At 55.8% G+C, this 14,376-nt stretch carries 18 protein-coding genes; 11 read left to right on the top strand and 7 right to left on the bottom strand.

Annotated features, from left to right (window positions below; genetic code table 11):
- Positions 1 to 31: 31 nt before the first annotated feature.
- Complete coding sequence (locus C5F52_RS21470) at positions 32 to 976, bottom strand: MerR family transcriptional regulator (RefSeq protein WP_236657958.1); 945 nt, start codon at positions 974 to 976, stop codon at positions 32 to 34.
- 126 nt (positions 977 to 1,102) lie between these two features.
- On the opposite strand from C5F52_RS21470, the gene C5F52_RS21465 reads away from it, so the two are divergent.
- The 7 genes from C5F52_RS21465 to C5F52_RS21435 are packed head-to-tail and all read left to right on the top strand — an operon-like array spanning position 1,103 to position 6,884.
- Positions 1,103 to 1,705 (top strand): glutathione peroxidase, encoded by a 603-nt coding sequence (locus tag C5F52_RS21465; RefSeq protein WP_104800407.1) that lies wholly within the window; start codon positions 1,103 to 1,105, stop codon positions 1,703 to 1,705.
- Positions 1,702 to 2,994 carry an NAD(P)/FAD-dependent oxidoreductase gene (locus tag C5F52_RS21460; RefSeq protein ID WP_104800406.1) on the top strand — a complete coding sequence of 431 codons (1,293 nt, stop codon included), beginning with the start codon at positions 1,702 to 1,704 and terminating at the stop codon, positions 2,992 to 2,994. The genes C5F52_RS21465 and C5F52_RS21460 overlap by 4 nt, the downstream gene beginning before the upstream one ends.
- Positions 2,995 to 2,999: 5 nt before the next feature.
- Positions 3,000 to 3,788: a DUF1365 domain-containing protein gene (locus tag C5F52_RS21455; RefSeq protein WP_104800561.1), complete on the top strand. Its 789-nt coding sequence runs from the start codon at positions 3,000 to 3,002 to the stop codon at positions 3,786 to 3,788.
- Between the two features lie 19 nt (positions 3,789 to 3,807).
- Positions 3,808 to 5,043, top strand: a complete 1,236-nt coding sequence (locus C5F52_RS21450; protein ID WP_104800405.1) for a cyclopropane-fatty-acyl-phospholipid synthase family protein — start codon at positions 3,808 to 3,810, stop codon at positions 5,041 to 5,043.
- The gene (locus C5F52_RS21445) at positions 5,040 to 5,618 is read left to right on the top strand and encodes a chalcone isomerase family protein (RefSeq protein ID WP_104800404.1); all 579 of its coding nucleotides are present in this window, start codon (positions 5,040 to 5,042) and stop codon (positions 5,616 to 5,618) included. Before C5F52_RS21450 ends, C5F52_RS21445 begins: the two co-directional genes overlap by 4 nt.
- A gap of 34 nt (positions 5,619 to 5,652) precedes the next feature.
- Positions 5,653 to 6,435, top strand: coding sequence for an SDR family oxidoreductase (locus C5F52_RS21440; protein WP_104800403.1), 783 nt, complete (start codon positions 5,653 to 5,655; stop codon positions 6,433 to 6,435).
- Positions 6,435 to 6,884: a nuclear transport factor 2 family protein gene (locus tag C5F52_RS21435; protein ID WP_104800402.1), complete on the top strand. Its 450-nt coding sequence runs from the start codon at positions 6,435 to 6,437 to the stop codon at positions 6,882 to 6,884. Before C5F52_RS21440 ends, C5F52_RS21435 begins: the two co-directional genes overlap by 1 nt.
- Here the strand turns inward: C5F52_RS21435 and C5F52_RS21430 are convergent.
- Complete coding sequence (locus tag C5F52_RS21430) at positions 6,881 to 7,495, bottom strand: glutathione S-transferase N-terminal domain-containing protein (protein ID WP_104800401.1); 615 nt, start codon at positions 7,493 to 7,495, stop codon at positions 6,881 to 6,883. The genes C5F52_RS21435 and C5F52_RS21430 overlap by 4 nt on opposite strands.
- Before the next feature lie 84 nt (positions 7,496 to 7,579).
- Here C5F52_RS21430 and purB point away from each other — a divergent pair, with 84 nt between their 5' ends.
- Together purB and C5F52_RS21420 are read left to right on the top strand one after the other, a co-directional pair.
- Positions 7,580 to 8,983: an adenylosuccinate lyase gene (gene purB, locus C5F52_RS21425; protein ID WP_104800400.1), complete on the top strand. Its 1,404-nt coding sequence runs from the start codon at positions 7,580 to 7,582 to the stop codon at positions 8,981 to 8,983.
- Positions 8,984 to 8,987: 4 nt separating this feature from the next.
- Positions 8,988 to 9,548, top strand: a complete 561-nt coding sequence (locus tag C5F52_RS21420; RefSeq protein ID WP_104800399.1) for a YaeQ family protein — start codon at positions 8,988 to 8,990, stop codon at positions 9,546 to 9,548.
- Between the two features lie 3 nt (positions 9,549 to 9,551).
- Here C5F52_RS21420 and C5F52_RS21415 read toward each other — a convergent pair whose 3' ends face one another.
- A complete protein-coding gene (locus C5F52_RS21415; RefSeq protein WP_104800398.1) occupies positions 9,552 to 9,959 on the bottom strand; it encodes a DUF3717 domain-containing protein in 408 nt (135 codons plus the stop codon).
- A gap of 79 nt (positions 9,960 to 10,038) precedes the next feature.
- On the opposite strand from C5F52_RS21415, the gene C5F52_RS21410 reads away from it, so the two are divergent.
- Positions 10,039 to 10,398 (top strand): phage holin family protein, encoded by a 360-nt coding sequence (locus C5F52_RS21410; RefSeq protein ID WP_104800397.1) that lies wholly within the window; start codon positions 10,039 to 10,041, stop codon positions 10,396 to 10,398.
- Here C5F52_RS21410 and C5F52_RS21405 read toward each other — a convergent pair.
- Positions 10,351 to 11,949, bottom strand: coding sequence for a M48 family metalloprotease (locus C5F52_RS21405; protein WP_369953706.1), 1,599 nt, complete (start codon positions 11,947 to 11,949; stop codon positions 10,351 to 10,353). The genes C5F52_RS21410 and C5F52_RS21405 overlap by 48 nt on opposite strands.
- 46 nt (positions 11,950 to 11,995) lie before the next feature.
- Between C5F52_RS21405 and moaC the strand changes: the two genes are divergently transcribed.
- Positions 11,996 to 12,472, top strand: coding sequence for a cyclic pyranopterin monophosphate synthase MoaC (moaC, locus tag C5F52_RS21400; RefSeq protein ID WP_104800395.1), 477 nt, complete (start codon positions 11,996 to 11,998; stop codon positions 12,470 to 12,472).
- 844 nt (positions 12,473 to 13,316) lie between these two features.
- Here the strand turns inward: moaC and C5F52_RS29765 are convergent.
- The 3 genes from C5F52_RS29765 to istB all read right to left on the bottom strand — a co-directional run.
- Entirely contained in the window at positions 13,317 to 13,568 is a 252-nt protein-coding gene (locus C5F52_RS29765; RefSeq protein ID WP_146100136.1) for a hypothetical protein, read from the bottom strand.
- A gap of 32 nt (positions 13,569 to 13,600) precedes the next feature.
- Positions 13,601 to 13,795: a hypothetical protein gene (locus C5F52_RS29760; protein WP_146100135.1), complete on the bottom strand. Its 195-nt coding sequence runs from the start codon at positions 13,793 to 13,795 to the stop codon at positions 13,601 to 13,603.
- Positions 13,796 to 13,844: 49 nt separating this feature from the next.
- On the bottom strand, positions 13,845 to 14,376 hold a 532-nt coding region (gene istB / locus C5F52_RS21395), incomplete at its 5' end, for an IS21-like element helper ATPase IstB (RefSeq protein ID WP_104800394.1).

The raw sequence follows: 14,376 nt of genomic DNA, 5'->3' as shown, positions 1-14,376 counted from the left end.
CTAGGCGGCACCCGACCGAACACGGGCAGCCTCAAGACCAGCCGTCGGCCTTGCTTTCAGAGCTGGTTTTGTGGCGATGCCAGTGGCTCACAGCTTCTGAAATTGAGTGCAGGTCGTGCAGCACCAGCACGCGCTCAATCTGCCGGCGGCGCAACGCCGAAGCACCGCCGCCCACCCACACCTCAACCGAGTCGGGCAACAGCAGATTGAGTTCCATCAAACCGTCGACCACATGGTTGGGGTTCATGTTGACGCTGAAACTCAAAGCCACCACATCGGCGGCATGGGCAATTGCCGCTTGGGCGATGTCGCGCACCGGCGTTTGTGTGCCCAACGACACGCAACGGCAGCCTTGCAAAGTCAGCAAACTCTCCACCATCAACAAACCCAAACCGTGGGCCTCTTGTGGGAACGTGGTCAGCAAAACAACCGGCTCGCCGCCACCTTCGGGCTTGGGGATTGCCACAGTGGCTTGGCGCATCAGGCTGCTGACGCACTCGGTGAACAAATGTTCTTCATGCACCGCCAGTTCCCCGCGCGCCCATGTCTCGCCCACCATGAACGTGAGTGGCGCCACCACCTCGGTGACAAAGTATTGCAAGCCGTGCTGAGAGAGGGTTTTGAGCAACTCGCGGCGCATGCCCTCATGGTCTTGGGTTTGCAACAGGGCAATGTAGGCCACCAAGTCTTGGCGGGTGTGGGCGGCTTCTACCGCGCGACTGGCTTGCAAAGTGGCTTCGCCGCGGCTCAAGTGCTGCAAAGCATCGATCGACTGCGCCACGATGCGGCCCGGGCGATGGCCTTGGTCCATCAAACGTTTAATGACACGCAATTTTTCCACTTGCGCCATGGGGTAAGTGCGCTCGCCGTTAGCATCACGCCCTGGGATGGGAAAGCCATAGCGACGCTCCCATACACGGAGTGTGTCTTTGCCAATCCCGGTGTCGCGCTCAACAGCGGAGATGGAGAGTGTCATTTGCGAATGGTCATCACGTGAATTCATAAGTTGAAATCCCCCGGTGGTCAGCGTGGAGAATGGATCTGTCTTGGACAGAAGTGCAATACTTCGCAAAGATTGTGTACGAATTAGGAGGGCTTTGAAATGAACCCACGCAACATTTTTATAGTGGTTTGCCTCATGGCCAGCATGGGCGTCGCCCACAGCGCAGCTGACGCTGGCACTTTCACAGCAGCCACTTGCCCAGCTGTGTTGCAGCACACGGTGGCTCGCCTGCAAGACGAAAAGCCACAAAATCTGTGCCAATACGCCGGTCAAGTGGTGGTGGTGGTCAACACCGCCAGCTTTTGCGGCTTCACGTCGCAGTACAAAGGGCTAGAAGCTCTGCACGCCAAATACAAGGACAAAGGGTTGGTAGTGCTCGGGTTTCCGAGCAACGATTTTTCGCAAGAACCCGAAAGCAACGCCAAAATTGCAGACTTCTGCGAAAACACCTTTGGCGTGAAATTCCCCATGTTTGTGAAAACCACCGTCAAGGGCGCGGGTGCCTTGCCTTTGTTCAAGCAGTTGGCAGAGCAAACGGGCACCACCCCCAAGTGGAATTTCTACAAGTACATCATCAGCCGTGACGGCAAAACCATCAAAAGCTTCAGCAGCATGACCAACCCGCAAGATAAAAGTTTCGTCCAAGAAATCGAAAAACAACTCGCTGAAAAACAGGCCATCGTCAAGGGCCCTGCGTCATGAAACCACGCATCGCCATTGTGGGCTCAGGTATTTCAGGTCTGTCGGCCGCCCACCATTTGCACGGGGCAGCCGACATCACTTTGTTTGAAGCGAGCGACTATTTCGGGGGCCACACACACACCGTCGACGTGACATTGCCCACGCCGACGGGCACACAAACACACGGCGTAGACACGGGGTTTTTGGTCTACAACGAACGCACGTATCCGGGGCTGATTGCCTTGTTTGAAGAGCTGCAAGTCACGACTGTTAAATCAGACATGTCGTTTTCGGTGCAAGTGCCGCACGCGAACGGCAAAGGCGCTTTGGAATGGAACGGCGCCAACCTCAACACCGTGTTTGCACAACGCAGCAATGTGTTCAAGCCCAGCTTCTTGCGCATGCTGCGCGATGTGATGCGCTTCAACACCCTCGCCACCGAGCTGGCCGAGCGCAACCAAGACCACGAACTGGCCCAACCCCTGAGCGGCTTTTTGTTCTCACACAAATTCAGCGATGCGTTTCGTGACTGGTATTTGTTGCCGATGTTGGGCTGCATCTGGAGCTGCCCGACAGATCAAATGCTGAAGTTTCCTGTGGCCACCATGATTCGGTTTTGCCACAACCACGGGCTGATTCAAGTCAACAACCGTCCCCAGTGGTACACGGTGGCAGGCGGCGCACGCCACTATGTCGACAAGATTTTGGCGCGTATTCCCGACAAACGCCTCAACACCCCCGTGCTCAAAATTGAACGCGACGCGCACAGCGTGACGGTGCAGACGCACGGGCGCAATGAGCGATTTGACCAAGTGATTTTGGCCACCCATGCCGACCAATCACTGGCCATGCTGGCCGAGCCCACGGCACAAGAACAGGCCACGCTCAGTGCCATTCGCTACCACCCCAACCGCGCGGTGCTGCACACCGACACCTCGGTGATGCCGCAGACAAAACTGGCATGGGCCGCCTGGAACTACGAGCGTGCCGCGCACAGCAGCACCGAGTCCACCCGTGTGTGTTTGCACTATTGGCTCAACTTGCTGCAGCCACTGCCTTTTAGCCAAGATGTGATCGTGTCGCTCAACCCTGTTCGCGAGATTGATCCCGCACTCGTGATTGGCGAATACGCTTACGCCCACCCCGTGTTTGACTTGCCCGCCATTCAAGCGCAGGCCCACATGCCACAGCTGCAAGGCCAACAACACACGTGGTTCGCCGGCGCATGGATGGGCTACGGCTTCCATGAAGACGGCTTCAAAGCTGGGCGCGATGCCGCACAGAACTTATTGGCCAGCCTGGCACCATGAACCCCATGACGCACAGCCCGACTTCACCCGCCAGTGAAATATCCAAAGCCATGATTGGCTTTGGCCAAGTGCGTCACACGCGTTTGCGACCCAAGGTGCATGCGTTCAACTACAGCACCTTCTTTTTAATGCTGCCCATGCGCACACTGCGCAGCTCGGGCGATGCGGTGTTGCCCATCAACCGCGCAGGGGCCATCAGCTTTCACGACACCGACCATGGCGATGGCCGCGGCGCTCAGTCAGGGGGAGCATTGGCGTGGTTGGATGAACTGCTGCAAGACGCGGGCATTCTGGATGCCACGGGCGAGACCTGGCTGCATTGCTACCCCCGCGTGCTGGGCTACACCTTCAAGCCCGTGAGTTTTTGGTATTGCCACGCCGCCGACAACACCCTACGCGCCATCGTGGTGGAGGTGAACAACACCTTTGGTGAACGTCATTGCTACTTGTTAGACCGTCCGCAATACGGTGTCGAACAACGTGCCGACAAAGTGTTTCATGTGTCACCGTTTTGTGCTGTGCAGGGCGACTACCGCTTTCGCTTCATGCGCACCGCCGACCACACCGTGGCACGCGTGGACCACGACGATGCGCAAGGCCCATTGATTGAAACCAGCGTGAGCGGCCTCCTCAAGCCCATCACCCGCGATGAGTTGCGCCACGCCCTGTGGGGCTACCCGCTGATGACCTTGATGGTGATGCTGCGCATCCACTGGCAAGCCTTCAAGTTGTGGCGCAAGCGTGTGCCGTTTTTTACCAAGCCCACGCCGCCCAAAGATTTTGTAACCCGTTGAACCGATTCACAGCCCAGCCATGACCACCTCCACGACCTCGGCCCCCGTCCGCTCTGCCCCACAAGACATGCCCGCTGCTGCGCGACGCGTGTTGAGCTTGCTGCAACGTTTGCAACACGGCACCTTGCATGTGCAATGGCCCGATGGCAGTGTGGCGCAATACGGCGCAACACCTGCCTCTGGCCCTGCTCTCAACGCCACCTTGCATTTGCACAGCTATGCGCCGCTCACGCAAGCCTTGAAATCAGGCGACATTGGCTTTGCCGAAAGCTACATCGCGGGCGAGTGGACCACCAACAATTTGTCTGAACTGTTGCAACTCTTGGTGGCCAACCGCCGTGACATGGACGCGCTAATTTTTGGCAGCTGGCTAGGGCGCTTGTTTTACCGCGTGCGCCACCTGTTGCATCGCAACACGCGCAGCAACAGCAAGAAAAACATCCACGCGCATTACGACTTGGGCAACGCGTTTTACGAGCTGTGGCTAGACCCCACCATGAACTACTCATCGGCTTGGTTTGACAACGACCGTGCCAAACCCATGGCCGAAGCACAAACCGCCAAAGTGCGCCGCGCCCTGCGCATGGTCGACGCCAAAGCGGGCGACCGCATTCTAGAAATCGGCTGCGGCTGGGGCGCTCTGGCCGAGTTGGGTGGAAAAGAATTTGGCGCACGCATGAGTGGCGTGACCTTGAGCCATGAACAACTGGCCTTCGCCAACCAACGCATGCAAAAGCTAGGATTGGCAAGCACCAGCAACTTGCGCCTGCAAGACTACCGCGACATTGACGACGGACCTTATGACGCCATTTGCTCCATCGAAATGCTGGAAGCGGTTGGCCAAGAATATTGGCCCACGTATTTCGAGAGCGTGGCGCGCTTGCTCAAGTCGGGCGGCAAAGCTTGCGTCCAAACCATCGTGATCGATGACGCGCTGTTTGACCGCTACGTGAAAAGCACCGACTTCATTCAGCAATACATCTTCCCCGGTGGCTGCTTGCCCTGCCCGCGCGAGTTCCGCGCGCACGCCGAGCGCGCAGGCCTGAAGGTAATCGACGAGCTGGCCTTTGGACTTGACTACGCCGAAACATTGCGCCGCTGGCGTCACCAGTTCATGGCGGACAAAGCGCAGGTGTTGCAGCTCGGCTTTGATGAACGCTTTGTTCGCATTTGGGAGTTTTACCTCGCCTACTGCGAGGCGGCGTTTGAGCAGCACAACACCGACGTGTTGCAATTCACCTTGGTCAAACCATGACCACACGTCGCACCGCCTTGACCTATGTGATGCATGCCGCGTTGGTCAGCGGTGCAGGGGGCCTGGCCGTGGAGGCGCACGCCAACACGTCAGCAGCGGCCCCTGGTTTTGTACGCACCTTGCTGCGTGGCACGCCACGTCTGATTGGACAACACCGCTTCACCTATTGGGGCTTTGAGGTGTATGACGCCAGTCTGTGGGCCAGCGCCGCATTTGCCCCTGAAGACTGGGCCAAACAAACCCTGATGCTAGAGCTACGCTACTTGCGTGACTTCAAGGGCACGGACATTGCTCAACGCTCGATAGATGAGATGCAAGGCCAGCGCGCGTTGACCACCAACCAAAAACAAAACTGGGCAGGCGTGCTTCAAACGCTCATTCCAAATGTGCGCAACGGCGAACGCATCACAGGTGTGTACGCACCCGACAAAGGCATGCAGCTGTGGCATCAAGACCGTGCTTTGGGTGAGGTGACAGACACCGAACTGGCACAACGCTTTTTCGGTATTTGGCTGGCACCCGAAACCTCGCAACGCCAACTGCGCCAACAACTTTTGGCAGGTGCACAGCTTTGATGCGCACGCCCGTCTTTTCACACAGAGCCGAGTTATGAACTTTTTAAAACCTCTCAATACGCCCATCACCGATTGGCACGGCCGCAGCGTCTGGCTCATTGGCGCTTCCAGCGGCATCGGTTTGGCCACGGCCAAAGCATTACATGCGGCGGGAGCCAAGGTGGTGGTGTCGGCTCGCAAAGCTGACTTGCTGCAACAGTTTGTCGACGCACATCCAGGTGCCCAAGCTGTGGTGTTGGACGTGAGCGATGCAACGGCCATCACCCAAGCTGCCAAATATGTGCAAGCCCAGCAAGGCTTAGACGTGGTGATGTATTGCGCAGGCTACTACGTGCCCGTTCGCGCCAGCGACTACTCGCTGTCTGAAATGCTGCGCCACCTCGACATCAATTACACCGGCGCACTGCGTGTGCTGGACGCCGTGTTACCGGAGTTGCTGCCGCAGCAACGTGGTCACATCAGTTTTATTTCTAGCGTGGCAGGGTTTCGCGGTTTGCCGCAAAGTTTGGCGTACGGCCCCACCAAGGCGGCACTCATCAACTTGGCTGAGGCCTTGTATTACGACGTGTCGCCGCACGGCATTGGCGTGAGCGTGATCAACCCAGGCTTTGTGGAAACACCGCTGGTGGCAGGCAATGATTTCCCCATGCCCGCGCTCATCAGCAGCACAAAAGCTGCACAAGAAATTCTCAAAGGGTGGCGCAAGGGTGAATTTCAAATTCACTTTCCCAAGCGGTTCACGCGCATGTTGTTGCTGTTGCGCATGCTGCCCTACCGCTGGTATTTCGCCTTGGTTCGCCGCGGCACGGGCATGTGATGCAAGACAGCCCAGAAGCCGCGTTGCAACGCGTGGTGCAATTTTTTGAACACCTGCAAGCGTCGGATGTGGCCCACATGGCCAGCATTTACACACACGATGCGCAGTTCAAGGACCCATTCAATGAGGTGCAAGGCTTGCCCGCTATTGAAGGCATCTTTGCCCACATGTTTGAGGCCTTAGATGCGCCCCGCTTTGTCATCACCCAGCAAGTGCAACAAGGCGCACAGTGTTTTGTGACGTGGGATTTTTTGTTTGCCATGCCTCGCCTGCACAACGGCGCGACACAAACCATTCATGGCGCCACGCACTTTGTGCTGCGTGAAGAAGCGGGCGCATGGCGCGTGGCCGTGCACCGCGACTATTGGGATGCAGCTGAAGAGTTGTACGAAAAACTGCCCGTGGTGGGCAGCTTGATGCGTTGGCTCAAAAAACGTGCGAACAGTTAAACCGGCGCCGTGTCTTTGAAGCTTTGGCGTTGCGCCAAGCGTTCGTACAAAGCCTCTAGGTTGGGGTGCTGCGCACGCCAATCCAGCTGCGGAAAACGGAAATCCAAATAACCCAAGGCGGAGCCAACGGCAATGTCTGCCAAACTCAGATGGATGCCCACGCAATTGCTGCGCTCGGCCAAACCACGATGCATTGCCACCAAGCTGTCGTCAATCTTTTTCATTTGGCGCTCAATCCACGCTTGGCTGCGTTCGCCATCTTTGCGGCCTGACCAAGTCGCTTCTAAGCGGGCCAAGATCGCCGCGTCCAACAGGCCATCGGCCAAGGCTTCCCAAGTTTTCACTTCGGCGCGCTCGCGGCCACGGTCTGGGATGAGCTTGCCCACGGGCGACAAGGTGTCCACGTATTCCACAATGACGCGCGAGTCAAACAAGGCCTCGCCACCTTCCATGACAAGGCAAGGCACCTTTCCCAAAGGATTGGCGGCGGAAATCGTGGTGTCGGCGGCCCAAACGTCCTCCGTCACAAACTGGTAATCCAGTTTTTTCTCGGCCATGACGATGCGCACTTTGCGCACATAGGGGCTGGTAATTGCACCAATCAGTTTCATACGTTTCACATCGATTTGTTGATGCTGTAGTTTAGCGAGCTTGGCGTATACATGGCACTTGGGCCCAGCACCTAAAATTGCAGGATGAGCAATACAAACCACACTTCCCAAGCCATTTCCCAAGTCACCGCCCTGTCACCTCTCGATGGCCGCTACGCTGGCAAAGTCGCCGCTCTGCGCCCCTTGATGAGCGAGCAAGGTTATATGCACCGTCGCGTGCAAGTGGAGATTGCATGGTTCATCGCCTTGAGCGATGCGGGCTTTGCCGAATTCAAACCTTTGAGCGCCGCCTCGCGCGAGTATTTGATCGGTTTGGTCACCCACTTCAGCACCGAAGACGCGCTGGCCATCAAAGACGAAGAGAAGGTCACCAACCACGACGTGAAGGCCGTGGAGTATTGGATTAAGAAAAAATTCAAAGGCCATGCCGAACTCGAAGCTGCTGCTGAGTTTGTGCACTTTGCTTGCACCAGCGAAGACATCAACAACACCAGCCACGCGCTGCAATTGCAGGCGGGCCGCGATGAGGTCATCTTGCCTGGCCTCGATGGCTTGATCGCCAAGTTGCGCGAGATGGCCCACGCGTTTGCCGACGTGCCCATGCTCAGCCGCACCCACGGCCAAACCGCCAGCCCCACCACCGTGGGCAAAGAAGTGGCCAACGTGGTGGTGCGCTTGAAACAAGTGCGCGAGCGCATTGCAGGCGTGCACATCATGGCCAAAATGAACGGTGCAGTGGGCAACTACAACGCGCACATGAGCGCTTGGCCCGACTTTGACTGGGAAGCCTTCAGCCGCAAAGTGGTTGAAACGCCAGCGCCTTTGGGTTTGGGCCTGACCTTCCAGCCCTACAGCATTCAAATCGAACACCACGACTACATGGCTGAGTTGTTTGATGCCGTGGCGCGCGCCAACACCATCCTGATCGACTGGTCACGCGACGTATGGGGCTATGTGTCTTTGGGTTATTTCAAACAACGCCTGAAAGCTGGCGAGATTGGCTCGTCCACGATGCCACACAAAGTCAACCCGATTGACTTTGAAAACGCAGAAGGCAATTTAGGTTTGGCCAACGCCGTGCTCAAACACCTGAGCGAAAAGCTACCCATCAGCCGATGGCAGCGTGACCTGACCGACTCCACCGTGTTGCGCAACATGGGCGTGGCTTTGGGCTACACCGCGCTGGCGTATCAATCGATGATGGTGGGCTTGAACAAACTCGAGCTCAACGAAGAAGCCTTGGCTGCCGACCTCGACGCCGCATGGGAAGTGTTGGCCGAGCCCATCCAAACCGTCATGCGCCGCTACGGTGTGCAAGGTGCTTACGAACAGCTCAAAGAAGTCACGCGCGGCAAAACCGTCACTGCAGAAGCGCTGCATGGTTTGATTGCCTCGTTACAAATCCCTCAAGCCGACAAAGACCGCTTGCTGGCGATGACGCCCGGCAGCTACGTGGGCAAAGCCGCCGAACTGGCGCGTCGCGTTTAAACAGATGGCGATCAAATCCACCATCTTCAAAGCGAACGTTCAGATCGCTGACATTGACCACAGCTACTACGCAGACCACGCACTGACCCTGGCGCGTCACCCAAGCGAAACCGACGAACGCATGATGGTGCGCTTGGTCGCGCTCTCATTGCAAGCGCATTTGCTACAAGACGTGTGCAACGGCGACGGCGTACTGGCGTTTGGCGCTGGTCTGTCGAACCCCGACGAACCCGATGTGATGCTGACCGATTTCACGGGCCGCAAACGACTGTGGATTGAAGTGGGTCAGCCCGAAGAAAAGCCATTGCTCAAAGCATGTAGCAAGGCTGACCAAGTGATGTTGTATGTATTCTCTAGCTCAGGCGATGTCTGGTGGAAGAACATGCAAAACAAACTCATCAAGCCCACGTCTCTGCAGGTGTGGCGCATTCCTAGCAGCGCCTCACAAGACTTGGCCAAACTGGCCGAGCGCAGCATGCAGCTGCAAGCGACCATTCAAGAAGGTGTGGTGATGATGAGCAACGGCAAGACTACCGTTGACATTGAGTGCGAACGCTGGAAGTAACGCCTAGTCAGCCTGGGCACGCTCGGCGTATTTGTTAAAGCGCCAAGACGTGCCAATCATGGTGATGCGTCGCCATGTGCTGCGCTTCTCGCCCGGCGACATTTCTGGCCAGTACTGCACTTCTTCAAAGGTGCGACCGCAGCCCTTGCACTCTTCGTCGCCTTGGCTGGTGGAGCAAATTGCAATGCAAGGCGCATCGGGGGTGGTGTTGTACCAACCTAGCCATGCGTCGTAGGCCTTTTTGGGGAAACCTTTTTCAGCTGCTTCTTCGTGGTGGTAATAAATCATCAGCGCATACACCTCGGCCAGCGCACGGATTTCGGGCGCGAGTGTGACGCCGTCGGGCGATGGCTTTTGTTCGCGCCAATAGTTGATGGCCGCCTCAATGTCGGTGATGTGAATGCCAGCCATCGCGTTAGAGTTTGTTACCTAAAAAGCAGGGGGGAAGTCGGGGTGTGGATGATAGCGGCAATGCTATGCTGACCGAGCAATGAAACTACTTTTAACTTGGGTACTGCACGCAACCGCCTTGATGGCATTGGCACATCTTTACAGCGGCGTTGAAGTCACGGGCTTTGGCGCGGCCATGGCAGCCGCTTTGGTCATGGGTATTTTTAACCTCATCGTGCGACCGGCTTTGGTCGTGCTGACATTGCCGGTGACGTTTTTCACGCTGGGCTTGTTCATGTTTGTCATCAACGCCTTGATGTTTTGGGCCGCCGCTGGTTTGCTGGAAGGTTTTTGGGTCCGCGGCTTTGGCTCAGCCCTGCTGGGCTCGCTGATTTACTCGGCGTTTGGCGTGTTAATTGATGCCGCGCTCGAGCGCTTGTTCCCGCCGCAACCGCTCTAACTCGCGCAAACGAGCGTCAATGATGGACGCCTCCATGTGACCCGCCCGGTCTAGCTTTCCCTCACCTGCTATTTGGTGCGCCAGCAATTGGGCCGCTTTGAAACGGTCTACCGCCGCACCGTAATCCAACTCCATAGCGCGGGCCTCTGCATGCGCGCGAATGGCACGCAAGCCGTCACCTTGCAACTCATGCGCCGATGCTTGCACCAACCAAGCCGTGGCGTCGCGTGGGTGCTGGTTGAGCCACACCGACAAATCACTTGCTGCGGCTTTGCCTTGTGTAGGTTTGCGAGTGGCCACTCGGCTTTGGGCCAGTTGAATGCGTGTAGCTCGGTCGTTGTTCGCAATCACCGTGGCTTTGGTCTCTAACAAGGCCACCGCTTGCGCGGCGTCACCGGTCGCCAAAGCCAACTCGGCAGCCAACAAACGCACCACACGTTGGGCGCTCACCTCCAAGCTACCTAAGGCTTGCAAGCGCCCCAGGTACTGACGCGCTTCGCCAAAGTTGCGTTGCTTCATCTCGGCCATCGCAGCGCCGTACAGCATGCCTGCTTGTTTGGCTTTCGTCGCTGCCGCCAAAGTCGTTACGTTGGCTTGCGCGGTGATGGTGCGCAGGACATCAATGCCTGGATTGGCCAACACCTGCGCACGCGCAGCCATCATCGCGTGCATCGACGTGGTGGGCACAGCGCCACGCATGGGCAGCAACTGCTGACGCGCTTGCGCATCTGAAATACGCTCGGTCGTCATCGGGTGACTGCGCAGGTAAGGGAATGAACCGTTGTCGTTCAAACGCGCGGCCTGTTGCAGCTTTTCAAACATGGTGACAAAACCTTGTGGCTCGTAGCCGGCTTCGGTCATCACGCCGTAGCCAACGCGGTCCGCCTCGCGCTCCATGTCGCGCGAAAAGTTCAACTGGCTTTGTATGGCCGCGGCTTGGCCGCCCACCATCACCGCATTCGCCGCACTCATGCTGCTGGCGTTGGCAGTGCGGCTCGCAGCCAGCATGCCCAAAATCATGGCGCCCATCACCATAGGGCCTTGACGCCCCTGCTGCGCAATCATGCGTGCAATGTGGCGTTGCGTGACGTGGCTCAACTCATGCGCCAACACCGAGGCCAATTCATCGGCACTGCTGACCGCTGAAATCAAGCCCAAGTGCACGCCCAAATAGCCACCGGGCAGCGCAAACGCGTTGATGCTGCGCTCACGAATCAGCGCCACTTCCCACGCAAACTGTTGCTCCAACTCGGGCGTCAGCTCGCCGCGCTGACGCGCAGAAGCCAGCAAGGGTTGCCAGATGGATTGCAAATAGTCGCCCAGCACGGGGTCGTCTAAATAGTCTGGGTCACGGTAAATTTCTCGGGCAATGCTCTCGCCCAAACGTCGCTCCACACCCAGTGGCACTTCGGCGCCATCCCCTAAGTTTGGCAAGCGCCCATTGTTGAGTTGCGCCTGCGCAGGCGCCATTGGCAGCAACATCGCCGCGCACACCCCCCACACGCCAAGGCGACGTAACAGATGGGGTAGGGTAGAAAACATGTGTGCCATGGACCGTATGATGCGGCTTTCATGTTAACCCGTTGTAAATTTCAGCATGTCCACACTCACACACTTTGACGCGCAAGGCCAAGCCCACATGGTGGACGTGGCCGACAAAGCCCACACCAAACGCGTGGGCGTCGCCACCGGCCGCATCGTCATGTTGCCCGCCACGTTGGGCCTAATTCAAAGCGGCACCGCGAAGAAGGGCGATGTGTTGGGCATTGCCCGCATTGCAGGCATTCAAGCTGCCAAGAAAACCAGCGACTTGATTCCCTTGTGCCATCCACTCGCGCTCACCCGCGTGGCGGTGGAATTTGCCATCGACGAAACCACGCACAGCGTGCAGTGCACGGCCACTGTGGAGACCGTCGGTCAAACAGGCGTGGAGATGGAAGCCCTCACCGCTGTGCAAGTGGCGTTGCTCACGATCTATGACATGTGCAAGGCAGTTGACAGAGGGATGGAAATCACCAACGTGCGACTGCTTGAGAAACACGGTGGAAAGTCGGGGTCATACGTAAACCGTTGATATATATAAGTTTTTAGCAACTTATACATTTCCTGCGGTGCCAGTTCTTAACTGTTGCAACCCAATTTGAAGCACTTCATGGCTCAGAAAAACACGTGGGTGAAAGTCCCACAAATATCATGCAGTTAACGACAAGCACTAGTCTAAATTCGGGTGCCTAACATACGTGAATCATCGACGCAGTAAGTCAATGATTAACAGACAACCAGCCCTCGGGGTGTGAAAACAGAAGACGTATCCGCTGCACATACGCACTCAAGCAACTATCCCGAATGGGGACGACGATCACAAATGCCGTGGTTTTGCTGTTTTATTAAAAAAGCGAGTTCATTATTCTGCGGAGTATGTGAACTTAAATCATTAAGGCTCTCTGATCATGGCACAACTACATCTAAAAATTTTTAAAGGCAAAACGACGTGGGCAAGACCCACACGTTTACATATCAAGTCTGCTTTTGAAATGTAAACCGCCGTCGCAATGAAGACTGGATGAGTAGGTAACGGGTGACAGCCTACGCTTGTTCTAAGAACATGTAGTCCTAACGCTAGAGTGTTTCGGGGAACTCGTATGAAACATAAAACACATTCACTTCGCCTGCTTAAGGCGAAGTGTGTCTAAAGAATCTGTATGAATCCCTAGTCGTCGTTTCACTCCGATTCTTCTAATAATCTTTTAAAAATTAGTTGATGAGTGAAGTGACTGAAATGAGCAAAGCGAACTTTCAGGAACGAAACGAAATCAACAGGTTAACGCAGTTAACCTCATTACCCAGCATATGACCTGAAGCTCAAATAAGGACAAATGGACAGTTGCGTCCTGAGTTGAGATGCTTGCTTAGCTTGCTTAGCGTTTCTTCCCTAAGGAGGGAAGTCCACCACCTACAACCGACACCCATGTCGATGAGTTTTTATCTACAGCAGGTGATTCCGTTATCTTTTTCTCGTTGTGGACCAACTCTTTGTGACTTAGCAACATTCCTTTAGGAATGAATTCACCGCAAAGCACACAGTAAGTTCCTTTTTTAGTTTTTCTTCTTTCTGACTTTATCAAGTCACCGTAACTTTTCCAGTTACGTCGTTGCTGTTTACTTGGCATAAATCCTTTCCTTTGCTATCAAAAATCAAAGGTCAGTCTTCACCAGATGAAGGCTTCTTTCTCATTGATTCAAGGAATGCAAGCCGTCCTTCGATTGCCGCAGGATTCACCTTCAGAGGTGGCACCTCGAATTCTTCGCCAGCGAATTCACCCTCAATGGATGTCAAGAATTCATGCATTTCATTGATTGCACGGTCAATTCTTCTGCGTTGTTGAATTGCATCCAAATCTGACCCAGGATTTGCATCGAATATTGACCCACCCGATTTAAGCTTTTTAGAGCTCCTGTTTTGATTTTCTCTGTTTTCCCTCCTTGTTGCTTTGAGTCGAACTGTTCCTGAACCGGTAGCTTTCGTTTCCCGTCTCAACGATGTGGCAGTGATGCGTTAACCGGTCCAACAGTGCTGTCGTCATCTTCGGGTCACCAAATACCGCTGACCACTCCGAGAAGCTCAAGTTCGTCGTGATGATCACGCTGGTGCGCTCGTACAAACGACTCAGCAAATGAAATAGCAACGCCCCACCAGCTTGGCTGAACGGCAAATACCCCAGCTCATCCAAGATCACCAAATCAACCATCCCTAAACGGTTGGCTATTTGCCCATGCTTGCCAGCGCCCTTTTCCATCTCCAGCGCATTCACCAACTCCGCCGTCGAGAAGAACCTCACCCGCCGTTGCATGTGCATGATGGCTTGAACACCAATAGCTGTCGCTAAATGCGTCTTGCCTGTTCCTGGCCCACCAATGAGCACCACGTTCTCAGCGTTCTCAACAAACAAACCTTTATGAAGCGTTCGGATTTGAGCC

The sequence above is a fragment of the Limnohabitans sp. TS-CS-82 genome, from assembly GCF_002943475.1.
This window is presented reverse-complemented; position numbering and strand designations above follow the sequence as displayed.

Excerpts from the sequence above, each read along its gene's own strand:
- C5F52_RS21435 (WP_104800402.1), top strand. The coding sequence starts at position 6,435 with ATGCAAGACAGCCCAGAAGCCGCGTTGCAACGCGTGGTGCAATTTTTT.
- C5F52_RS21410 (WP_104800397.1), top strand. The coding sequence starts at position 10,039 with ATGAAACTACTTTTAACTTGGGTACTGCACGCAACCGCCTTGATGGCA.
- C5F52_RS21415 (WP_104800398.1), bottom strand. The coding sequence starts at position 9,959 with ATGGCTGGCATTCACATCACCGACATTGAGGCGGCCATCAACTATTGG.
- C5F52_RS21460 (WP_104800406.1), top strand. The coding sequence starts at position 1,702 with ATGAAACCACGCATCGCCATTGTGGGCTCAGGTATTTCAGGTCTGTCG.
- moaC (WP_104800395.1), top strand. The coding sequence starts at position 11,996 with ATGTCCACACTCACACACTTTGACGCGCAAGGCCAAGCCCACATGGTG.
- C5F52_RS21450 (WP_104800405.1), top strand. The coding sequence starts at position 3,808 with ATGACCACCTCCACGACCTCGGCCCCCGTCCGCTCTGCCCCACAAGAC.
- C5F52_RS21455 (WP_104800561.1), top strand. The coding sequence starts at position 3,000 with ATGACGCACAGCCCGACTTCACCCGCCAGTGAAATATCCAAAGCCATG.
- C5F52_RS21405 (WP_369953706.1), bottom strand. The coding sequence starts at position 11,949 with ATGGCACACATGTTTTCTACCCTACCCCATCTGTTACGTCGCCTTGGC.
- C5F52_RS21420 (WP_104800399.1), top strand. The coding sequence starts at position 8,988 with ATGGCGATCAAATCCACCATCTTCAAAGCGAACGTTCAGATCGCTGAC.
- C5F52_RS29765 (WP_146100136.1), bottom strand. The coding sequence starts at position 13,568 with ATGCCAAGTAAACAGCAACGACGTAACTGGAAAAGTTACGGTGACTTG.
- C5F52_RS21470 (WP_236657958.1), bottom strand. The coding sequence starts at position 976 with ATGACACTCTCCATCTCCGCTGTTGAGCGCGACACCGGGATTGGCAAA.
- C5F52_RS21430 (WP_104800401.1), bottom strand. The coding sequence starts at position 7,495 with ATGAAACTGATTGGTGCAATTACCAGCCCCTATGTGCGCAAAGTGCGC.
- C5F52_RS21465 (WP_104800407.1), top strand. The coding sequence starts at position 1,103 with ATGAACCCACGCAACATTTTTATAGTGGTTTGCCTCATGGCCAGCATG.
- purB (WP_104800400.1), top strand. The coding sequence starts at position 7,580 with ATGAGCAATACAAACCACACTTCCCAAGCCATTTCCCAAGTCACCGCC.
- C5F52_RS21440 (WP_104800403.1), top strand. The coding sequence starts at position 5,653 with ATGAACTTTTTAAAACCTCTCAATACGCCCATCACCGATTGGCACGGC.
- C5F52_RS21445 (WP_104800404.1), top strand. The coding sequence starts at position 5,040 with ATGACCACACGTCGCACCGCCTTGACCTATGTGATGCATGCCGCGTTG.